Raw genomic sequence first — 20,370 nt, forward strand, 5'->3', positions numbered from 1 at the left:
GCGAAAGCGCTGTTACGCGTTCAAACGGAGCCGGACAGCGAGTAGCCGGCCAGACCGCCGGTGACCGCCCAGGTCAGCACCGGGGCGTGGAGGACTGCCGCGATCATCGCGATCGCCAGGGCCGCCACGGGCAGAACGGGGTCGGTGAGCAGCGCCCGTACGGCACGGGCGCCGGCCGGCCGGCTCGCAGGACGGACGGGCTCGCTCATCTAGGCCGTCCCGGTCAGTGTGAGCCAGGTGTTCGGGCCGACCACCCCGTCGGCACTCAGGCCGTGCAGGGACTGGAACGAGACGACGGCCTGCCGGCTGAGCGTCCCGAAGTTGCCGTCGACGGTCAGCGCGGAACCGTGCTTGTTGAGCTGCCGCTGCGCGCCCCGTACGGCATCGCTCACATCGCCCTGACGCACGGTGACCACCAGGACCGGCCAGGTCGCCGCGCTGACGCTGCCCGTGGGACTGAGTCCGTTCGCCGACTGGAACGCCTCGGTCTGCGCCTCGGTGTCCACCCCGAAGATGCCGTCGGCATCCGTGGGATGACCGTGCTGGGTGAGCAGATGCTGGATGGTGAAGACGTCGGGTCCGGTGGCGCCGCGGGCGACGGCCGGCCAGGTGACGGAGCCGGGGCAGTCGCAGTCGGTGGTCCAGCGGCAGATGGACTTCACCCAGCCGGAGCCGGTGTTGCGGTACCCGTCGTGGCACCGCCGTTCGATGCCGCAGCCGCAACTGCCGCAGGCCGCGCTGTAGCGCCACAGCCAGCCGTCGTAGGTACCGGCGTAGCACTGGTTGGGCCGCAGGGTCCAGGTGACTCCGTCCGTCCGGTGGAAGCCGGTGTTCGTCCCCGAGGTCACGCACGCGTCGGCATAGATGGTGCTGGGCCCGCAGCCCGGGGAGCAGTTGTGGTCCGCGGCGTAACTGGGGCACGCACCGGTCCAGATGTCGTACCCGTCGGCGTACGCCTCCCGGGCCGCGGAGAACACTCCCAGCGCGGCGAAGCCCGCGGCGGTCGCCGCCTGCAGCACGGTGCGCCGGGACGGTGCGAAGGAGGGGAGGGCCGCCCCGCGCCCGGTCCAGGAGCGGCGGCGGCCGCCGCTCCCTGCGCGGCGCAGTGTGGGCACGTCGTCCAGTGAGGTCATGGCCGGCTCCTCGGCGTTGCGGGTGCGATGTCGTCGAGCAGCCGCAGCAGCGCGGTGGGTGAACCGAGTGGCTCGGAACGCACGATCCAGAGTTCCGGATCGATGGCCACCGCGTAGGGGGTGGCGGGGATGTCGTAGGCCGTGAACAGCTCCGGCCGGTGGTCCCTGACCGGGACGGCTCCCTCACCGGCCTGCGGTCCGGCGCCCGCGTAGAGCCCGAGCACCTGCGGGCCCGTCGCGTCGCCCTGGCGGGCCGTCCAGGCACCGGCCTCGGCGAGCACCTGGCCGCAGGTGCGGCAGTCCGCGTCGAGGAAGAGCAGGAGCGCGGCGCGGCCCGGTGCCAGGAGGCCGTCGAGTCCTGCGGGACCGGGCCGGGCCGCATCGAGGCCCGGAGCGTGCGCGCCCGGGGCGATGCCCATGCGCCCAGGAGGGTGCGGCCGCGTGCGTGACAGCTGGTGCACCTGCCTGATCAGCCCCGAGACGACCAGCGCGAGCAGCGCGATCGCCGCCCACGAGGCAATCAGGGCGCTGGTGGTGAAGTCCATCGCGTTGGCACTCCTTCGGCGGTCCGGTGCACGGTGGTCTTGGTCTGCTGGTGAGCAGTGGCCCTCGTTGACAGGTGGACGGAGGCTGCGGTCGGCTCGTGCATGGCAGCGGGCAGGTACCACAGCAGAGTTGTGCAGGCGGGGGCCGCGAGCGCCAGCGTGACCAGCTCCGCCGTGGAGAACCGGCCGGGGCCGGCCCCGGCCGCGGCCGCACCGCTGATCGCGAGCACGGCGAGGGCCACGGCCCGTCGGGTCACCCAGCGGCTCAGGGGCACATCCTGTCCGGAACAGCCGCACGGCCCGCCGCGGCCGAGGGCGAGGACGTGCCGCGTGTAGGCGGCGTAGAACCCGAAGAGGACGGCCCCCGCGACGAGCACGGTCCGCAGCCCCCGCTGGTGCCCCGTGAGGAGCGCGGTCGCGCCCGCCGCCCCGAGGAGACCCTCCGCGACCGGCAGCACGGCGGCGGCCGACCGGCGGACCCGCGGGCCCAGCACGCCGTGCGCCCACAGCGCGTCGCCCAGGGCAGCCGGGCTGACGGCGTGGGAGCCCGCACCCATGAGCAGGGTCAGGACGACGACGGAGGCGGTCAGGCCGCCCCAGAAACCGGTCACCGGCGGATCACCCGGTGTGCCGCAGCGTGAGTCGCCCGACGAGTTCGGGCACCTTCTCGACGGGAGTCGACGCGAGAGGCACCACCGTGGCCCAGATCGCGGTGGAGGAGAGCACGAAGAACGGGCTGCCGTCGGAGAGCGTGTCGCGGAACAGCTCGCCGGACGCGACCGCCACGCCCTTCCAGGGCGGGAGCTGGGCGGTGTGCTCCTTCGTGCGCCGCGACAGCTCCAGCAGTCCGAGGCCGGGCACCTCCTTGACCAGCGTCGCGGGACGCGCGAAGGCGCTTCCGGCCGAGGGGTCCGGCTGGAGGGTGACCCCGTACTCGCTCTCCGCGATACGCACGGACCGGAGCAGCCCGAGCACCTCGGCCACGCCCATGCCGTACAGCCGGGTCACGAGTGAATGGCGCTCGCCACACCACACGACGAGCGACGGCCGCTCCACGAGCCCCGAGCGCGGCTCGCGTTCGACCGACCGGAAAACGCGCAGCGTGCCCTTCTGGAACGTGAGCTCGGACTCCGGCGACCCGACACCCAGGGAGGCGGCGACATCATCCCCCAGCGAAGCCGGCCCGGCGGTGAATTCGACCAGCCGGCCACCGGCCACCACCTCGACCGCCGAAGTGCACGGCTCCCGGAGGTCGATGTCGCCCTCCAGGTGATACGTCCCGCCATCGAGCGCGCGATGAGTGACGAACGATGCGGCCATGTGCATCCTCCCGGGGCGGGGGTCCGATGTGACACCGCAGCCGCTGAGGAAACTAGACACAAGTCATGCCCCTGTCAATCACGGGGCGCCCGACCACTCCGGATCAGCCACTGCGCGCGCGTCGTCCCCCACCGCTGCTTCAGCGCGGGGATACCGCCTGTCCGGGTTGCCGCGCACACCCCGGGCCCGTCCCCCGTGGCCGTCCTCCCCCTCGAACCGGGCGCGGAAACCGGAGGGCCGAAGAGCCGCGGCAAGCCCCGGCCGGCACCCGTGTTCCACAGCCTGGCTTCACCGGCTGCGGCGGTCCGGCGGCACGAGATGTCCGGGGCCGACGGCACGAGATGTCCGGGCCCTGCCGCACGAACTGGTTGTCGGCGGACTCACTCCTTCTGGTAGCGAAGGTCTCCCCACCGTCACGCCTGCCTCCCCAGGAGGTTACGTAGAAGCACGCATTCAGCCGAGTCCGGGATGCACGGACCGCAGGAGACAGGTGACGCACATGCGAACCGAGGCCACCGAGAGGGCCGAGCTGGTCTTCTCCCTCTTCGACGCCAACGGCAACGGGGTCCTCGACTCCGAGGACTTCGACCTCATGACGGGACGTGTCCTGGAGGTTGCGGTCGCCTCGGACGACGGCGCCAGGGAGGCCATCCGAGCCGCGTTCCGCCGGTACTGGACCACGCTGGCCACCGAGCTGGACGCCAACGGCGACGGGGTGATCTCCGTCGACGAGTTCCGTCCGTTCGTGCTCGACCCCGAGCGCTTCGGTCCCACGATCACCGAGTTCGCCGAGGCGCTCGCCGTACTCGGCGACCCCGACGGGGACGGACTGATCGAGCGCCCGCTCTTCGTCTCGCTGATGACGGCGATCGGCTTCGCCGAGGCGAACATCCACGCACTCTTCGACGCCTTCGGCCCGGACGCCGAGGACCGCATCACCGTGACCACGTGGGCCAGGGGCATCGAGGACTACTACGCCCCGGACATGGGCGGGATTCCGGCTGACCAGCTGGTGGCTGTCCGGGCCGTCTGACCCGGCCCGGACGTCGGGCGTTCCGTGGCGGCGCCGGCTGTCACGGAACGCCGAACGCCGGCACGGACACCCGGCTCCTCCTCGTGCGCGCGGGCATCGGAGGCGGACGATCTCCGCGTACGTGCGGGTCTTCGGCTCTGCCTCGTGCGCGGGCATCGGCCCCGGGAGGTCACGGCGGTGCCGGGCCCGCGCGGACGTCGTGGTGGGTGGGCGTCAGGGGCGGTTCTTGTGCGCGAAGACCCACCGGTTCCCCTCAAGCGCGTCGTTCGGCTCGGGAAGGGGACCACGTCCCCGCAGACGGGAGAACTCGAACGGGGTGTGCATCGAGGTGGACCAGCCCTTCGCCGCCAGGTCACCCGCGGAGTCGGGGCGTGGGCCCCGGTCGAAGAGGTCGAGCAGATCGATGCCGATCTGGTCCCGCGTCGCCGCATAGATCGGGCTGTCGCGGTATGCCAGCAGGTCCTTCTCCAGCTTGGCCTCGAAGGCCAGGGCGCTACCCCCGGTGGTGAGCCGGTCCACCGTGTCGATGAGGTACGTCTCGGCGGGTCCCGGAAGGTAGAAGAGCAGTCCTTCGGCCAGCCAGCAGCTCGGGGCAGCCGGGTCGAAGCCTGCGGAGGTCAGCGCGGTGGCCCAGTCGTCGCGCAGGTCGACCGGAACTTGGACCCGCTTCGCCCTCGGGGCTGCCGACAGGTCCGTGAGCACCTGTTGCTTGAAGGCCAGCACGCCGGCCCTGTCGATCTCGAAGACGACGCAGTCGGACGGCAGGTCCAGCCGGAAGGCCCGGGTGTCCAGTCCCGCTCCCAGCAGGACCACCTGGCGCACGCCCGTACCGGCCGACCGCTGGAGAAAGTCGTCGAGGACCCCGGTCCGCAGACCGAAGTAGCGGGCGAACCTTCCCCACAACGGGTTGCCGTCCCCGTCCGGAACCTGCTGAATACTCACCGGCCAGTCCGCACAGGCGGGGGCCGCGCGTACGAAGTGTTCCGCGTAGACGTCCTGTGCCAGGCTGTCGGGGCGGCGGGTCTCGATCGCCCGTGCGGCGGCGACGAGGAGGGCGGTCAGTCCCACGCCTGCGTTCACGCCTTCCGCACCGGTCGGCTGCGCCGCCGACGCGGTCGTGTCGCCTTCGGTGGGAGCGAAGCGCTCGGAAGGGTCGCTGCCGGGACGGCCGGGGTCTTCGGTCGTGGACGTTTCACTCATCGTTCTCTTCCTTCCGGCAGCAGGACGGGTTTGATCACGCGTCCGGCGTCACAGTCGCGTTCGGCCTCGTTGATGTCGGACAGGGGGTAGGTGCGGATCAGTTGGTCGAAGGGGAAGCGGCCGGCCTGCCACAGACCGATCAGCCGGGGTATCAGCAGTTCGGGTACGGCATCCCCCTCGCAGATGTGCCGGATGCCGCGGCCCCCGACGAGCGTGCCCGGTTCGAGCGGCAGGGCCGTGTGCAGACGTGCCACGAGTCCGAGGGTGCCGGTGGGACGCAGCGCGCGGAGCGCGTCGTTGATGAGCGGGACGGAGGCCGTGGTGTCCAGGGCGTACTGCGCGCCGCCGTCGGTGTGCCGGCGGATGCGCTCGGCCAGTCCGGCCGTCTCGGCGGACAGCGGGACCGCACCGAACCGCTCGGCCAGCTCCAGACGCCCGCGATGCCGGTCGACGGCCACGGTCCGTACGCCGGCGGAAGCGGCCGCCATGACCGCGGTCAGGCCCACCGCTCCCGCACCGAGTACGACGAGGGTGTCACCGGGACCGGCACGGAAGGTGTTCAGTACGGCTCCGGCGCCGGTGAGGGCGCCGCAGCCGAGCGGACCGAGCAGTTCCAGCGGCAGGGAGGGGTCGACCCGGACGGCGTTGCGCGCCGGGACGAGGGCGTATTCGGCGAAGGAGGACTGGCCGAACCACCGCGAGGCCAGCGCTCCCCCGGCGGCGTCGGTGAGCCGTGGCGCGTCCTCCTCGCGTCCCCCGAAGAGGTTGAGCGAGGCGAAGGAGTCGCAGTATGCGGGGGCCGCGCCGCGGCAGTTCCGGCAGTCTCCGCAGGAATCGAAGCTCAGCACGACGTGATCACCGACGCCAATCGCGCTGTCCGGGCAGTCGCCCGCAGCCACCACCACTCCGGTCCCCTCGTGGCCGAGGACGGCCGGCAGCGGGGTACGGCCGGCTGATCGCCGGACCGCGAGATCGGTCCGGCACATTCCGCATCCCGCGATCTCGACGAGGATCTCACCGGAGGCCGGGACGGTGCCCAGGACGACCTCCTCGACCGCGAACGGGGACTCGTACGAGCGCAGCACCGCGGCTCGGAACCTCATCGCTCCTCCTCCCGCGGTCGGTGCACGACGAACGGACGGACGTTGCCGTAGAGGCCCCATGGCCCGCCCGCGACACCGACACCGCTGTCCTTGACGCCTGCGAAGGGCTGGGCGAGGGAGAGTTCGGCGTGGTGGTTGATCCAGGCCGTGCCGCATTCGAGCCGGTCGGCTGTCGCCGCCGCCCGGTCGAGATCGGTCCCCCACACGGAGCCGCCCAGCCCGAAGCCTGTGCCGTTGGCCGCCTCGACGGCCTCGTCCAGGTCGCGGTAGGGCAGCACCGGCAGAACCGGTCCGAACTGTTCCCCGGTCACCACCGGGTCGTCGGGAGGGACGTCCGTGAGGATCGTGGGAGCGAAGAAGTAGCCCGGTCCGTCGAGCCGGTGACCACCGGTCACCGCCCGGGCGCCGGCGGCCAGGGCCTGTTGTGTGACCCGCTCGACCCTGGCCAGCTGGGCGGCGTTGTTGACCGGCCCGAGCCGGGTGTCCGGGTCCAGGCCGGGTCCGACGACGACGGTCTTCGCGCGGTGCGCGAGGGCCTCGACGACCTCGGCGTGGAGCCGGGCCGGTGCGTATACGCGTTTGACCGCCATGCAGACCTGCCCGCAGTTACGGAAAGCGGCCCAGAACAGCCGGTCCGCGATCCGGTCCACGTCGACGTCGTCCAGCAGGACGGCCGCGTCGTTGCCGCCCAGTTCCAGGGTGACTCGGGCGAGGGAGGCCGCCGCAGCACCGGCGACGGCCCGCCCGGTCGGCACTGAGCCGGTGAACGTGACGTGTCGGATGCCCGGGTGGGAGGCAAGGCGGGCGCCGAGGGGTTCCCGGCCGGTGACGACGGTGAGGACGTCCTCGGGCAGAGCTGTGGCGAGGACGGCACCGAGCAGCCGGGTGGCGAGGGGGGTGTGGGGGGACGGTTTGAGGATCACGGTGTTTCCTGCCGCGAGGGCGGGCGCGAACTTGGCCGACGCGAGCTGGAGAGGGAAGTTCCACGGCACGATCGCGGCGACCGGGCCGAGGGAGCGCCAGCGGATCTCGCTGTGCACGGGGCGGCCGTCGTCGATCCGGCGGGTACGGGGAGCCAGGTCGGCGAAGTACCGCAGCCGGGCCGCCGTACGGGCGACCTCGGCGTACGACTCGGCCAGGGGTTTGCCCTGTTCCCGGGTGAGCAACGGAGCGAGGTCGTCCCCGGCAGCCTCCACGGCGTCGGCTGCGGCGTTCAGTCCGGTGGTACGGGCGGCCGGGTCGGCGCGCCATCCGGTCCAGGCGCGCCGGGCCCCGTCGATCGCGTCGTCCAGCTCGTGCGGCCCCTGGTCCGGGGTCTCGTCGAAGGTCTTCCCGGTGGCCGGGTCGATGACGGCGAGGCGTGGGGCACGGTGTCCGGGGCCGCGGCCGGATTCGGGTGTCGGCATCCCGGCGTTCAGTTCAGGGCCGGGACGTCGGCGGCGTGCTCCCGGGCCTGCCGGTCCATCTCCGCCCGGAAGGCCGCGACCAGGTGCGGCTGGATCCTTCCGGTGTTGCGGTCACCGCCCGAGCAGACCGCTCCCCGCACGCCCACGATGTCCGTGCCGATACGGGTCAGCGGACCGAGGTCGGCCTGCTTGACGCTGCCCGCGAGGGCGGCGAGCAGACCGGACGCGTGGGCGCGGCGGACGAACTCGCCGCACACGTCCGGCGGAACGTGGTCGAACAGCCGCGTCCCGTCCTTGATCGCGGTGTCCAGCATGGCCGCGTCGGCACCGGCGCGGGCAGCGATGTCGGGCAGGGCGAGCGGATTGACGCAGCCGACGCGGTGGGCGTCGGCATAGCCCGAGGCGACGACGAGCGCGTCCGGGCGGTGATCCTTGACCGCCCGGACGACCGCCCGCATGACCTCGACACCCTGCTCCGGAGTGGTGCATCCGTACAGGCCCACCTTGATGTACGTGGCACCGGAGACGGCCGCGCCGAGCGCGGCCTGCGCCACGGTGCCCGGCTTGTACGGCACGTCGCCCACAGTGGCGGACACCGGTTTGTCCGCCGGAACCGCGTCGCGGATCTCCCGGATGACCCAAGGGAAGTTGGCGCCGAGAGAACCCTCATCGGGCTTCTTGACGTCGACGATGTCGAGGTGTTCCGCCGCCTTCGCGCAAGCGAGCGCTTCCTCGACGCCGTCCGGGGAGATGAGAAGCAACACCGTGAACTCCTTCCGCCGCGAATCCGCCCGGCCGGGGCACGGGGAACCGCGGATCACCTGGTTCATGTGCGGTGTGCTCATCATTTCCACTGCCGCCGCGGGGCGGTAGGGCGTGCGGAGTCCCCGGACGGCGCGTGTACGCATGGGCATGACTCCGAGTACACCGGCGCAGAACGCCCGAAGGAGCCGGTTTGAAACCGCGGGCCTGCTGGACCGTGACTGGCCTCGGCCGGCAACCGTGTCCGCCGCCTGATCAGAAAGCGCGCTCACCAATGAAGCCCAACCGAATCTGCCGGTTGGCGCAGTCGGCGTTCGCGTCCACCAACATCCGTTAAGAACACTCAAATTACCGGAGGCCGCAGGCTCCACGTCACAGTCCGCAGAAGGCGATGGCCGCCTTCAATCACTGGCTCCTGAGAGCGCAACGCGCCCTCTCCACGATGCGCCCAGCACGGCCTGGCGACAAACATGTCGGGCGGCACGGGCGTGAGGCATGCGCCAGGTCGGACGGACACCATTCCTCCGCTCCGGGTCGCTTCCATCCGGAACTCAGCTGACGTGCCCGCCATGCTGAGGCTTCGGCGCACCTGGTGGCACGAAGCACGCGGTGACAGTCTTGCCCGACGCCTGCGGATGCGTGGCCCAGCCATCGGCGAGCGCGTCGACGATGGCCAGCCCCCGCCCTCCGGTCGTCGTGAGGTCCTCGGACTGCTTGGCAGGAGGAACAGGGTCGGAGTCGTGGACGCTCACGTGCAGGCAGTGGCTGTCCCAGGTGAGTACCAGCTGGGCGTCGCTGTGCGCGTGTATGTGCGCGTTGGTGATCAGCTCGGAGACACTGAGCAGTATCGCGTCCACCGTCTCGGGGGCGCTCTCGGTCCACTCCAGGGACATCAGGTGTTCCCGCGTCCACCGACGGCCGGCCCGCACGCCTTGCGACACCGGAAAAGACTGCGCCCATCCGACCGCGCGCAGCGACGCGTCCTTCGCCATCGGTCCTCCCTCACTCCGCTCCTCTCCCTCTCCTGCCCCCGGCTGCGAAGCGCACCCCTGGAACCCCGACACACAGTCCGGTCGCCGTCCCGAAGCCGAAGCGCAATCGGGGTCTGCCCTTGGGATATGAGGGCACACGCACTGCACCCCTTCGAGAGGAGCACTCCATGCTCGGCATAGGCGCAGCCGTCCTGTTCGTCATCGCTTTCCTGATCAACGCAGCAGACATCACCACGAACGACGTCTTCTCCTCCGTGAACCTCATGCTCCTGGGTCTGGCACTTCTGGCCCTGCACGTATCGGGAATCGGAGCCGGTTCCCGCCCCTCCCGCAGACGCTGACGGCACGGGCGGGAACCCGGCGGGGCGGGAGCGTCTTCCACATCGCGGACGAGTACGCGGCCACCCATGCACCCCTCCATGGGACTTGGCCCGAGGCCACATCAAGGACGCTCCCTGGTGGCCACCCGTAGAGCTTGGAATCGAGCAGTGAGCTCGTGCTCGCTGTCTCGACCTGCCGGCTCGGCGCCGCGGGGTGTCTGGACAAGCCCGTTCACCGGGCTGAGCCCTCGCACCTTCGGGAAGTTGGTGAGCGTTCCGCGTCGTGAGGGTGCGGGTGCGGTCCGCGAGGGCCGGCCGTGGGGCCTCCGGCTGGAAGACCGAGCCCTGCTGATTGCCGCGTACAGCGATGGCTGCCCGCTGGTTCTGCTGATCACGCCGAACCAGCGGGCCGACGCTCCGCAGTTCGTCCCCGTCCCGTTCGCATCCGGGTCTCGCCGCAGCGTTGGACGGCCGTGCACCCGGCCCGAGCAGGCGGGGGTTGGCAGACGTACTCGTCCCGCCGTGAACCTCGTTCCTCAGCAGACGACAGATCACGCACATCATCCCGGAACCGAAGGATCAGCGGGCCGACCCGCAAACGCCCTGGCTCGGTGGTGGTCGGCCCACGGTTTCGACGAGGCGATCTACAGACGAGGCGATCTACAAGTGGAGAGACGGAGTTGAGCGGACGATCAGCGCGCTGAATCACTTCCGTCCCGTAGCCACCGCATACGGTAAGCAGCCCGCTGTGGCATGGAGGACCGCACGACGCCCGAAGCGACGCCCGATGCGACGAACATGCCAAATCGATCGTCATCGACGGCTGACGTGATACTCGCCCGGCGGATGAGCCCGGACTCGCCTGACGACACGGCGTACGAACTGGAGCCGCCACTCCACAAACGGTCCTCTCCGGACTGGAGCTGAGACCGCGCCGGCAGGAGCAGGGACTTCTCTGTGCCTGGGCTGACGAGACGACTCCTGAAGCCCTGTCCGAGCGTGTACTTGCTGCCCGGAAGCCCTTGGACGTAGCCCTGGCGGATCAGCATCGACAGGGCTGCTGACTCAGCCGAGCCGAACGCCCTCAAGGAGCGAGCGAGCTGCGCCCGAGTCACCACTCCTTGCGGGGAATGTGTAAGTGTTTCCAAGATCTTCAAGGCTTCCGGGATTGCATGATGGCACTGCGCGTCCAGCGCTCCCAGATCCGTATCCGCCGCGGCCTGGTCGTCGGCCTGTTGAGTGGGTTCGGGATCGTTTTGCTGCCAGTCGTGGATGCCGCTCCTCAGTGCAGATCCTGCGGCGAGCGCGGCGCCCGCGCCCACCATGCCGCGTCGGTTGAGCATGAGGTCCATTCCCGTGAATTCGGTGAGGACTGCTGCCGTCCGTTCGGGCGCCCACGGGAGGCCGTCGGGGTTGGCGCGTTCCGCACTACTGACGTCCCGGCGCTTCCTTGCGCGTCCCGGCCGTCCGAACCCGAGGTCCTCAACGGTCACGACACGCCCGAGACGTTCGGTGAACAGCGCTGCCAGCACCGTTGGTACAGGCTCACGCGGGCTCTCGCCCATGTCGATCCAGCGCCGTACGCGCGAGGTGTCGGTCGCCAGCTGCGGATGGCCCACGGCCGCCGCCCGCCGGTTCACCAGTCCGGCGAGTTCGCCCCTGGACCAGCCGGCCAGGCTCAATAGATCCTGCAAGCGCGTGTTCGGGCAGTCTTGAAGGCTGGAGAGCCTGTCGCGGGTAACGCGGGGCGTACCAAAGGAATTTCGCCATCGACGCATAGTCCTCAACCACGTCTGCCCCGTTCGGCGAACCCGCAGCCAGGCGTTGAGGCACGTCGCGGATCTCCTCTGCATGCAGCACCAGAGCCACCACAGGGAGCAGCACGCAGCCGGAATGGAAATCCAAGCGACCACGGGCCACTGTTCGTACAGCGGATTCAGTAGGGCCCGTCCTTCATTCCACCAGCTCGTCGGGACAGTCGAATCGCCGCGTCGATTCGCAGGATCACCGTGTTGCAGCCCGCCTCCGAAGTGACGACCTCCCAAAATCACGATGGTGGCAACCACAGCGGCCGCCAGGCTCGAACGCAGCAGTGCCATGCCACGAGACACATGCGTGGCGACCGTCCCTGGCGCTCTGTCCATCAGGGCTGCGGTCTCGCCCTGAGTACAGTCCAATGCCTTCGTTGCCCATACCGCTGTTCGCTGCGGAAGAGACAGGCCTGCCAGAGCCTGCTCGATTGCACAACGGTTGGCAATCAATGCGGCGATGTCTGCGGATTGCATTGGGTCGAACCGCAGGGGATCAGCCGCGCGACGGGCCTCCAAACGGGCTCGAACCACCTGCTGCCGGGCCCGATTGGCCACCTCTGCGCGGATCACCACGCGCAAGTACGGGATCGGGTTCTCGATGGATGCCGGATTACGCAGGGCCTTGGCAAAGGCATCCTGCACGATGTCCTCTGCCGAGACAACCGACTCAGGCACGCCGCGAGCAAAGAGTTCGTTCCGGGCAATCGTCGAGAGACTGACCCGGTACTGCGCGTAGAGGGCACCCAACTCCTCCCCGGTCACCGCCTCCCGCTCAGCCATCTTCTCCCTCTCGCTTCGCCCGCACATCCTGCAAGCCGGTCGAACTTGCCAGGCGGGCCCGAATGATCTCGGCTCGGGCGAGCGACCGATTGCGTTGCGCCATGCTGTCAAGCCAGCCCTTGAACGCAGGGGCGCAAAGGGTGACAGCGGACAAGAGTGCAGCGGTGAGCTCCACCGTTCAACCTCCCGTTTGGTGTGGGCCATTGCGCTCAGTGGGCGCGGTGGCCGTTCACAAGAGAGAGGGACGAGCAGGGCATCCTCATGACATGCAGTCCTGATTTTCTCAGTCTCGCACGTTCACGGAACTGGCGACCCGGGGGTCCGACGAGACTACGAGGACTCCGAGACGCGTTCGTCGTGGCCCGAGACTGCGACCTCGAGTCTTCTCGCCCGTGCTGCACGAACATTGAGCCTTTTCAACGTGGCCACGATCGAGTGACGCCGGGGTCACGACGGGACCCCCGCCTCTGCGCAGCCATCGTCGACCGCCTCACCTTCGGCAGCAACATCATCGGAACCGGGACCGACTCCTACCGCCTCGCCACCATCCGAGCACGAGCCGAACAGCAGTCTCTGGGCTGACTCCAGCCTCGGGAGCCTGGCCGAAATGGCCGCATGATTGTGGTCACCAGTGGTCGTTGAGCCAGTCTCCCGGGATCAGGTTCCGAGCTCGGTCGAGGTCTTCTGCCGTCCGGCCACGGGCAAAAATGGCTGCGCCAGCGTCGTCGCGCAGCAGGGCGTCCTGGCCCAGGAACCATCGGCTCCCGTTTTCGTCATCACCGGTGGGATACAGCGGGAACGGCAGCCGGACGAAGTTCTCCTCCAGCAACTCGACGTCGGACTCATCGGAGTCAAGGAAGTCGCAGCGCTCTTCATCGGCATGCAGGGATTCGGACAGAATAATCTCAATGAAGCACAGGGAAAGGCGCTCCAGCCAGCCTTCCCACCGTTCGGCGCTCTTGTCCGCCAGATCAGTCCGGCTGAACACCGCAGGGTCGTCGTCCTGCAGGCTATCGAGGCGGATTCCCCAAGACGCCGCGCCTTGATTCTCATGCCGGAAGACCAGGGCCTGCCTGGCCTCATCCACATAGAGCTCGGCCGGGCCGAGGAGCACGTCGTAGTTACTGGTCAGATCCCGGCGGCGCCCGAACAGCAGATACGCCTCGCGCAACGCAGCCGGCAGCCGCATTCCGAGTCTCTCCTCAGCTGCGGCCAGATCGGCCTCTGACCACCCATCGGTGACCTCCAGAGGGCTGGCCCAATGACCAGCAAAGTCTCGGATGAAGCCCCAAGCGCCGCTGCGTCCCCTGACGGCGTCAACGAGGGAGGCAGCAAGATCGAACTCATGTGTCATATCACGACGATATCCGCCCCGATCTGCAGCCCTGGCCATGCCCCGACACACCAGCCACGCGCTATCGAAACCCACCATCTCGACCCGATTGATCAACATCCGTTCTCCGAACACGACATCAATCGCTCCCCCTCTCGCCTACGAAGCCAAGACCGAACTGCTCGGCAAACGCGAACACCCATCGCCGGCCGGCGGGGCACGCACGCCGCCCCGCTCCCAGCCCCGGCGAAGCCAGATGCGGTCGATTCCCCTTCACGCCGGGGCCTGCCGTCGGTGGTCGTGCTCGACCAAAGCGCCTCACATGTGGATGCTGGTGGGAGAAATCCATGAGGAGGGGGAGGCGTGGTTGTTCCACAGCCGGCAGGGTTGATATCGGTTCTGCTGAACAGGGCTGCTCGCGTCGACGAGCGCGATGATGCCGCGATGGACCTTGAGGCGTACTCGGGTGAGCACGTGGTGAAGGCGCTCATCGACGTGACCAGTTCGCCGGTCGAGGACGAGCTTGTGCTCGACTCGGCAGCAGAGTCCCTGGGTCGGATCCTGGCCCGGGACGGCGGGTGCCCTGAGGAGCTGCTTGTGTCTCTGCGCCCTGACGCAAAGCGCATGGTCGAGGAGATGCTGCGAGCGAGTCGCCAAGCGGAGTAGGCGGCGGTGTCACTCAGCCCCCGGGGTCTTGTCGGCAGGGGATCGGGGGCAGAGCCATTGAGCGTTTTCGGCATTGTCACTGACCGTTTTCAGCGTTGCCTCTCATCCCCAGCAGCGGCAATGTCTACGTCGTACCAGCGAAGTTTCTGGCTGCTGTTGGGGCCGCCCGTTCCGGTCGCGATTCCCTGTTTACCGTCGGGCACAGCGATGTACGTCATGCCGCCGTGAGTCTGGAGCACTACCTGACCGACCTGACGGTAGGCATGTGGCTGGGAGGTACCAGCGCGGCAACGCTCTCAGCTGCCTCAGGCGAAAATCCGGCGAACCGTCCCGAGTTCTTCCTCAATATCAAAGCCACGCTTCCCCGCTTCCTCGAGGATGGGCGGAGTGGTCCGCAGTGGATCGGAGGGTGAACCGCAGGCGGATTAGAGGGTCGTGACCGGCGCGGAACTCGCCGAGCAATCGGGCGACACCGGCAACGGCCAGATTCTCGCTTGGTGCGGCCGGAAGACGCACCTGCAGTCGCGGCTTCCTCGGAGTTACCCGAGGAAGCTCAGCCGGACGTTGCGGTTGGCATTGTCGACGTTCGTATCCACCAGACACACCGACTGCCAGGTCCCCAGCTCCAGCCGCCCCCCGATCACGGGCAGCGTCGCGTGCGGTGGGACGAAGGCCGGGAGCACGTGGTCGCGGCCGTGGCCCGGGCTGCCGTGGCGGTGCTGCCAGCGGTCGTCCGCGGGGAGCAGGGCGTGCAGGGCGCTGAGGAGGTCGTCGTCGCTGCCCGCGCCGGTCTCCAGTACCGCGATTCCGGCGGTCGCGTGCGGGACGAAGATGTTGAGCAGGCCGTCGCGGCCCGCGGCCGTCCGGGTGAGGAACTGTTCGCAGTCGGACGTCAGGTCGGTGACGGTCTCCGTCGTGCCCGTGGTGAGGTGCAGGACGCTGGTGGTGAACGCTGAGGACATGGGTTCATTGTCCTGCCCGCGCCGCGGGAATGCGCGACCACGGGCCGGGACGGTGCCGGTCGGAGCGGCCGGGGGGCGGCGGGAAGATCCGCGTCGCCGATGCGGTTGGTAGAAGCGTGAACAGTCTCGGGATGCGCACAGTGGATGTCGTGGTGATCGGCGCCGGGCAGGCAGGGCTGTCCAGCGCGTACCACCTGCGTCGCAGCGGTCTGGCACCGGACCGCGATTTCGTGGTCCTCGACCATGCCCCGCGTCCCGGCGGCGCCTGGCAGTTCCGCTGGCCCTCGTTGACGTACGGCAAGGTGCACGGCATGCACGCGCTGCCCGGCATGGAGCTGACGGGTGCCGACGACAGCCGGCCCTCGTCCGAGGTGATCGGGGCGTACTTCGATACCTACGAGCGCACCTTCGGGCTCCGGGTGCACCGGCCCGTCGAGGTGAGCGCCGTGCGTGAGGGTACGGGCGGGCGGCTGCTCGTCGAGACGTCCGAGGGCGGCTACGCGACGCGCGCGCTGATCAATGCCACCGGCACCTGGGACCGTCCGTTCTGGCCCCGTTATCCGGGGCAGGAGACCTTCCGCGGGCGGCAGTTGCACACGGCGGACTACCCGGGGCCGGACGGGTTCGCCGGGCAGCGGGTGGTCGTCGTGGGCGGTGGGGCCTCCGGGACGCAGCATCTGATGGAGATCGCCGATGTGGCGGCGGAGACGTACTGGGTGACGCGCCGGCCGCCCGTGTTCCGGGAGGGCCCGTTCGGTGCCGACCAGGGCCGGGCAGCCGTGGCCCTGGTCGAGGAACGGGTGCGGCGCGGGCTGCCGCCGCAGAGTGTCGTGAGCGTCACGGGGCTGCCGGTCACCGACGCGGTCCGGCGGGCCCGCGAGTCGGGGGTGCTCGACCGGCTGCCCATGTTCGACCGGATCACACCGGACGGGGTGGCCTGGGACGACGGCCGCACCGTCGCGGCGGACGTCATCCTCTGGGCGACGGGTTTCCGCGCCGCCGTCGACCACCTCGCCCCGCTGAGGCTGCGTGAGCCCGGCGGCGGGATCCGGGTCGAAGGGACGCAGGCCGCGCGCGACGAGCGCATCCATCTCGTCGGGTACGGGCCGTCCGCCAGCACGATCGGTGCGAACCGGGCCGGCCGCGCCGCCGTGCGCGGGATCGGCCGGCTCCTGGAGCGCGCCGCGCCCGAGGCGGAGGAGCCCATGGCCGTCCCCGCGTGAGCGCCGTTCAGCCGGTGCCCTCGCTGCGGCGGTTGCGGTTGAACTCGGCGACGTTGCGCTGCTGCTCCGCGTAGTCGTCGGTGAAGCGGGTGTCTCCGGGCGCGACCGTGACGAAGTACAGCCAGGGGCCGGGGGTGGGGTTGATGGCCGCCACCATCGCCTCCTCACCCGGGTTGCCGATGGGGGTGGGCGGGAGTCCCTTGTGCTCGTAGCTGTTGTACGGGCTGTCGATCTTCGTGTCGCCCGTGGTGGTGTCCAGGGTGCTGCGGTTCAACGCGTAGTTGAGCGTGGAGTCCATCTGGAGGGGCATGGAGCGGTCGAGCCGGTTGTGGACGACCCGGGCCACCTTCCCCATGTCGGGTTCCGTGTCCGCCTCGGCCTGGACGACGCTGGCGATCGTCACTGTCTGGTACACGGTGACGTTGTTGCGCTGCGCTCCGGCGGTGATGTGGTCCGCGCCGAAGCGGGTCCGTGCCGTGGAGACCATGTAGCGCAGCAGGCTCTTGGGGGTCGTGCCGGAGGTGACGGGATACGTGGCCGGGAAGAGGTAGCCCTCGGGGTTGCCCTTCGCCTCGGCCGGCAGTGACAGGTCCGCCGTCGCGACCGCCGTCTCCGTGGTTCCGGCGGGTTCGCCCAGGACCTTGTCCGCGGCCGCGTACACCTGTGACGCCCGCCACCCCTCCGGAATCACCAGGGAGCGAGCCTGCTCGGCGGGCTTCGGCTCCTTGGACAGCAGGGGTACGAGAACAGCGGCGGCGGCCGCCCCGAGTGCGAGCACGGCGGCGACGACCAGCAGAAGACGACCCCGCCGGGTCGGACGGATCCTGCGGTGGGGACGGGTGTCCGGGGACTCGTTCGCCATGCGGGCACGCTATCCCGCGCGGATCATGCCGTCGGTGCGTGGTCCGTGGCGACACGCTGCACGGACCACGTGACACGAACACACGAACAGGGGATCGGATGTTCGCTGGAACGCGTGATCATGTCGGCATTCGTTGCTCAACTGCCGGACCGCGGTTGATGATTACAGGGCGCAAGCGACGGGCTGCAGACCGCGACTGCGCTGTCCCAGAGATTCACCATGCACAAGGAGAAACACCCGATGAACCTGATCACCAACCTGCTCGCCGGCGTCGTCCACTTCGTGGGTTGGCTCATCTGACCATTGCTCCACCCCGGCGCCGTCGCTCCCCGTCCCACGGGAGGGGCGGCGTCGTCGCGTGCGGCTGCAGGCCTCCCGGGGAGAGCTCTCACGGCCGGGGACCCTGCCGTATCGCGCCCCCGGCCCCGGCCGGTCAGCTCGCAACGGGGGCGGCGACCCGGATGTCGTCCCTGCGGACCAGGGCCGCGTACCGCCCGTCCTGACGCAGCAGTTCCTCGTGGCTGCCGCGCTCGGCGGTGCGGCCGGCGTCGAGGACGACGATCTGGTCGGCATCGCGCACGGTGGAGAGCCGGTGGGCGATGGTGATCGTCGTGCGGCCGGCGGAGAGCGCGTCGATCGCCTCCTGCACGGCGAATTCGGTGCGGGTGTCGAGGGCGCTCGTCGCCTCGTCGAGGATCAGCACCGGCGGATCGCGCAGGATCGTGCGGGCAATGGCCAGGCGTTGCTTCTCGCCTCCGGAGAACCGGTAGCCGCGTTCACCCACGAGGGTGTCGTAGCCGTCGGGCAGGGAGGCGATGTGGTCGTGGATCTGTGCGGCGCGGGCCGCCGACTCGATCTCCTCGTCCGTCGCGTCCGGCTTGGCGAAGCGGAGGTTCTCGGCGACCGAGGCATGGAAGAGATACGTCTCCTGGGAGACGACGCCGACCGCCCTGGCGAGGGTGTCGAAGTCCAGCTCGCGCACGTCGACCCCGTCGAGCGTGACACGGCCGCCGGTGACGTCGTAGAGCCTCGGCACGAGATAGCTGAGGGTGGACTTGCCGGAACCGGTGGGGCCGACGACGGCCAGGCTGGCTCCGGCGGGCACGGTCACATCGACGCCGCTGAGGGTCGGACCGCTCTTCTCGTCATAGCTGAAGTCGACGTTCTCGAAACGGATCTCACCGCGGATCTTCTCCAGGCGTACCGGCTTCTCCGGCTCGGTGATGTCCACCGTGAGGTCGAGGTATTCGAAGATGCGCTGGAAGAGGGCGAGGGACGTCTGCATCTGCACCCCGGTGGAGAGCAGGCTCACGGCGGGCCGGAAGAGGCCCTGCTGGAGCGAGACGAAGGCCACCAGCGTTCCGATCGAGACGTCCGGACCACCGGACTGCAGGGCGAGGCCCGCCGCCCAGTAGATGACGGCCGGCATCGCGGCCATGACGATGCCGATCGTCGACATCCGCCAGCGTCCGGCCATGCTGGAGCGGACCTCGAGGTCGACCAGGCGCTCCGACTCCTCCGCGAATCCCTTGGTCAGCGAGTCCGAGCGGCCCATGGTGCGGCCGAGCAGGATGCCGCTGACGGAGAGCGATTCGGTGACGGTGGCCGCCATGGCGGCCATCTGCTTCTGGCGCTGGGTGGTGATCTTCTTCCGCTCACGGCCGACCCGGCGGCTGATCCAGACGAAGACCGGCAGCAGGAGCAGCGAGACGACGGTGAGCCGCCAGTCGAGCGCCAGCATGGCGACGACCGTGGCGATGACCGCGGTCAGGTTGGAGACCAGGGAGGTCGCCGTCGAGGTGACGGTGGCCTGCATCCCACCGATGTCGTTGGCGATCCGGGACTGGACCTCACCCGTGCGGGTCTTCGTGAAGAAGGCGAGCGGCATCCGCTGGAGCTGGGTGTAGACGGCGGTGCGCAGGTCGTGCATGACCCGCTGGCCGACCGTGGTGGAGATGAGCGTCTGGAGCACGCCGAAGACGCTGTTCATCACCGCGGTGAGGATCATGCCGAGGGCGAGCAGCGAGAGCAGCCCGGTGCGCCCCTGCGGGATGGCCGTGTCCAGGATCTCGCGCAGGAGGAACGGAGAGGCCACCGACACCAGCGACGAGGCACCGACGAGCAGTCCGACCACCGCGAGGCGGCCGCGGTAGGGATGGAAGAGGCGGAGGATGCGGCGCAGCTCGGCGGGCGGCTGGGCGGCATCCCGGGGCGGGGGTGTCCACGTGGGTTGGTCGGGTTTCATGGGCTCCTTCGTCAGGCGTGCGACAACGGGGAGGGGCAGACGCGTGAGTGTGCGACAGCGTGCGCGTCCACAGCGTGACAGGGCGGTGGATGGCCGCCCGGCAGGTCCGGAGGCCCGGACCTCGCAGCCCCTGACAGCCGGACGGATGAGAGCTTAGCTCATTGTTACCTATACTCACAATGAACAAGGTCCTGATATTGTTCCCGTCATGGACACCCCCGACCCCGACGGCGTGCTCGCCGAACAGCTGCTGCGGCTGACCCGCAGGCTCCAGCGCATTCAGAGCCGTCAGCTGGAGCCGATCGGCATCACTCCCGCGCAGTTCCGGCTGCTGCGCACCGTCGCGCACTACGACGGCCCTCCCCGGATGGCGGATCTCGCGCAGCGTCTCGACGTCGTCCCCCGCGCCGTGACCACGCTGGTCGACGGGCTGGAGGCCAGCGGCCGGGTGCGTCGGGCACCCGATCCGGACAGCCGCCGGGTGGTCCGGATCGAGATCACGGACGAGGGCATCGCCACGCTGCGGTCGCTGCGCAACGCGCGCCGGGCGGCCGCAGAGGAGATCCTGGCTCCACTGACCGCCGATCAGCGTGAGGTGCTCGGCGGACTGCTGACCGCTCTGGTCAACGGAATGCCGGAGCGCACCTGCTGACCGGGCGCGAAGCGTCGCGCCG

21 protein-coding genes and 2 pseudogenes are annotated in these 20,370 nt (G+C 69.7%); 8 read left to right on the forward strand and 15 right to left on the reverse strand.

Annotation, left to right across the window (positions count from 1 at the left end; all coding sequences use genetic code 11):
- Positions 1–20: 20 nt before the first annotated feature.
- Genes ACIQMX_RS24255 through ACIQMX_RS24275 form a run of 5 tightly spaced genes read right to left on the reverse strand, consistent with a single transcriptional unit; the run spans position 21 to position 2,998 of the window.
- Positions 21–209, reverse strand: a complete 189-nt coding sequence (locus tag ACIQMX_RS24255; protein WP_402481001.1) for a hypothetical protein — start codon at positions 207–209, stop codon at positions 21–23.
- Positions 210–1,133: a peptidoglycan-binding protein gene (locus ACIQMX_RS24260; protein WP_402481003.1), complete on the reverse strand. Its 924-nt coding sequence runs from the start codon at positions 1,131–1,133 to the stop codon at positions 210–212.
- The gene (locus tag ACIQMX_RS24265) at positions 1,130–1,678 is read right to left on the reverse strand and encodes a hypothetical protein (RefSeq protein ID WP_402481005.1); all 549 of its coding nucleotides are present in this window, start codon (positions 1,676–1,678) and stop codon (positions 1,130–1,132) included. Before ACIQMX_RS24265 ends, ACIQMX_RS24260 begins: the two co-directional genes overlap by 4 nt.
- Entirely contained in the window at positions 1,654–2,289 is a 636-nt protein-coding gene (locus ACIQMX_RS24270) for a MauE/DoxX family redox-associated membrane protein (RefSeq protein ID WP_402481008.1), read from the reverse strand. Before ACIQMX_RS24270 ends, ACIQMX_RS24265 begins: the two co-directional genes overlap by 25 nt.
- Before the next feature lie 7 nt (positions 2,290–2,296).
- The gene (locus tag ACIQMX_RS24275) at positions 2,297–2,998 is read right to left on the reverse strand and encodes a hypothetical protein (protein WP_402481010.1); all 702 of its coding nucleotides are present in this window, start codon (positions 2,996–2,998) and stop codon (positions 2,297–2,299) included.
- 499 nt (positions 2,999–3,497) lie between these two features.
- Between ACIQMX_RS24275 and ACIQMX_RS24280 the strand changes: the two genes are divergently transcribed.
- Positions 3,498–4,031, forward strand: coding sequence for an EF-hand domain-containing protein (locus ACIQMX_RS24280; protein ID WP_402481415.1), 534 nt, complete (start codon positions 3,498–3,500; stop codon positions 4,029–4,031).
- 213 nt (positions 4,032–4,244) lie between these two features.
- On the opposite strand, the gene ACIQMX_RS24285 is transcribed toward ACIQMX_RS24280, so the two are convergent.
- The 5 genes from ACIQMX_RS24285 to ACIQMX_RS24305 form a co-directional block, all read right to left on the reverse strand.
- Entirely contained in the window at positions 4,245–5,231 is a 987-nt protein-coding gene (locus ACIQMX_RS24285) for a class I SAM-dependent methyltransferase (protein WP_402481013.1), read from the reverse strand.
- Complete coding sequence (locus ACIQMX_RS24290) at positions 5,228–6,334, reverse strand: NAD(P)-dependent alcohol dehydrogenase (protein WP_402481016.1); 1,107 nt, start codon at positions 6,332–6,334, stop codon at positions 5,228–5,230. The genes ACIQMX_RS24285 and ACIQMX_RS24290 overlap by 4 nt, the downstream gene beginning before the upstream one ends.
- Positions 6,331–7,740 carry an aldehyde dehydrogenase family protein gene (locus ACIQMX_RS24295; RefSeq protein ID WP_402481019.1) on the reverse strand — a complete coding sequence of 470 codons (1,410 nt, stop codon included), beginning with the start codon at positions 7,738–7,740 and terminating at the stop codon, positions 6,331–6,333. The genes ACIQMX_RS24290 and ACIQMX_RS24295 overlap by 4 nt, the downstream gene beginning before the upstream one ends.
- Before the next feature lie 8 nt (positions 7,741–7,748).
- The gene (locus tag ACIQMX_RS24300; protein ID WP_363073568.1) at positions 7,749–8,504 is read right to left on the reverse strand and encodes a (5-formylfuran-3-yl)methyl phosphate synthase; all 756 of its coding nucleotides are present in this window, start codon (positions 8,502–8,504) and stop codon (positions 7,749–7,751) included.
- 549 nt (positions 8,505–9,053) lie between these two features.
- On the reverse strand, positions 9,054–9,494 hold the full coding sequence (locus tag ACIQMX_RS24305; protein WP_363073551.1) for an ATP-binding protein: 441 nt from the start codon (positions 9,492–9,494) through the stop codon (positions 9,054–9,056).
- A 167-nt stretch (positions 9,495–9,661) separates the two neighbouring features.
- Here ACIQMX_RS24305 and ACIQMX_RS24310 point away from each other — a divergent pair, with 167 nt between their 5' ends.
- Complete coding sequence (locus tag ACIQMX_RS24310; protein ID WP_363073549.1) at positions 9,662–9,835, forward strand: hypothetical protein; 174 nt, start codon at positions 9,662–9,664, stop codon at positions 9,833–9,835.
- A 162-nt stretch (positions 9,836–9,997) separates the two neighbouring features.
- Positions 9,998–10,177 (forward strand): annotated as a pseudogene (locus tag ACIQMX_RS24315) (IS5/IS1182 family transposase); the annotation flags it as partial.
- A gap of 329 nt (positions 10,178–10,506) precedes the next feature.
- Here ACIQMX_RS24315 and ACIQMX_RS24320 read toward each other — a convergent pair.
- Positions 10,507–12,405: an RNA polymerase sigma factor gene (locus ACIQMX_RS24320; protein WP_402481022.1), complete on the reverse strand. Its 1,899-nt coding sequence runs from the start codon at positions 12,403–12,405 to the stop codon at positions 10,507–10,509.
- Between the two features lie 456 nt (positions 12,406–12,861).
- Between ACIQMX_RS24320 and ACIQMX_RS24325 the strand changes: the two are divergent.
- Positions 12,862–12,987, forward strand: a pseudogene (locus ACIQMX_RS24325) (AAA family ATPase); the annotation flags it as partial.
- A gap of 43 nt (positions 12,988–13,030) precedes the next feature.
- Here the strand turns inward: ACIQMX_RS24325 and ACIQMX_RS24330 are convergent.
- Entirely contained in the window at positions 13,031–13,759 is a 729-nt protein-coding gene (locus ACIQMX_RS24330) for an SMI1/KNR4 family protein (RefSeq protein WP_402481025.1), read from the reverse strand.
- Positions 13,760–14,101: 342 nt separating this feature from the next.
- On the opposite strand from ACIQMX_RS24330, the gene ACIQMX_RS24335 reads away from it, so the two are divergent.
- Both ACIQMX_RS24335 and ACIQMX_RS24340 read left to right on the forward strand, forming a co-directional pair.
- Complete coding sequence (locus ACIQMX_RS24335) at positions 14,102–14,404, forward strand: hypothetical protein (RefSeq protein ID WP_402481026.1); 303 nt, start codon at positions 14,102–14,104, stop codon at positions 14,402–14,404.
- A 95-nt stretch (positions 14,405–14,499) separates the two neighbouring features.
- Positions 14,500–14,817 (forward strand): hypothetical protein, encoded by a 318-nt coding sequence (locus tag ACIQMX_RS24340; RefSeq protein WP_402481029.1) that lies wholly within the window; start codon positions 14,500–14,502, stop codon positions 14,815–14,817.
- A gap of 126 nt (positions 14,818–14,943) precedes the next feature.
- Here ACIQMX_RS24340 and ACIQMX_RS24345 read toward each other — a convergent pair whose 3' ends face one another.
- On the reverse strand, positions 14,944–15,366 hold the full coding sequence (locus tag ACIQMX_RS24345) for a YjbQ family protein (RefSeq protein WP_363073533.1): 423 nt from the start codon (positions 15,364–15,366) through the stop codon (positions 14,944–14,946).
- 131 nt (positions 15,367–15,497) lie between these two features.
- Here ACIQMX_RS24345 and ACIQMX_RS24350 point away from each other — a divergent pair, with 131 nt between their 5' ends.
- Positions 15,498–16,589 (forward strand): NAD(P)-binding domain-containing protein, encoded by a 1,092-nt coding sequence (locus tag ACIQMX_RS24350; RefSeq protein WP_402481032.1) that lies wholly within the window; start codon positions 15,498–15,500, stop codon positions 16,587–16,589.
- 7 nt (positions 16,590–16,596) lie between these two features.
- Here the strand turns inward: ACIQMX_RS24350 and mltG are convergent, their stop codons facing one another.
- Positions 16,597–17,451: an endolytic transglycosylase MltG gene (gene mltG, locus ACIQMX_RS24355; RefSeq protein ID WP_402481034.1), complete on the reverse strand. Its 855-nt coding sequence runs from the start codon at positions 17,449–17,451 to the stop codon at positions 16,597–16,599.
- 433 nt (positions 17,452–17,884) lie between these two features.
- Positions 17,885–19,696, reverse strand: coding sequence for an ABC transporter ATP-binding protein (locus ACIQMX_RS24360; RefSeq protein ID WP_363073527.1), 1,812 nt, complete (start codon positions 19,694–19,696; stop codon positions 17,885–17,887).
- Positions 19,697–19,904: 208 nt separating this feature from the next.
- Here ACIQMX_RS24360 and ACIQMX_RS24365 point away from each other — a divergent pair, with 208 nt between their 5' ends.
- The gene (locus tag ACIQMX_RS24365) at positions 19,905–20,348 is read left to right on the forward strand and encodes a MarR family transcriptional regulator (RefSeq protein ID WP_363073525.1); all 444 of its coding nucleotides are present in this window, start codon (positions 19,905–19,907) and stop codon (positions 20,346–20,348) included.
- The last annotated feature ends 22 nt before the right edge of the window (positions 20,349–20,370 follow it).

Source organism: Streptomyces sp. NPDC091416, assembly GCF_044756845.1.
Classification (GTDB): domain Bacteria; phylum Actinomycetota; class Actinomycetes; order Streptomycetales; family Streptomycetaceae; genus Streptomyces.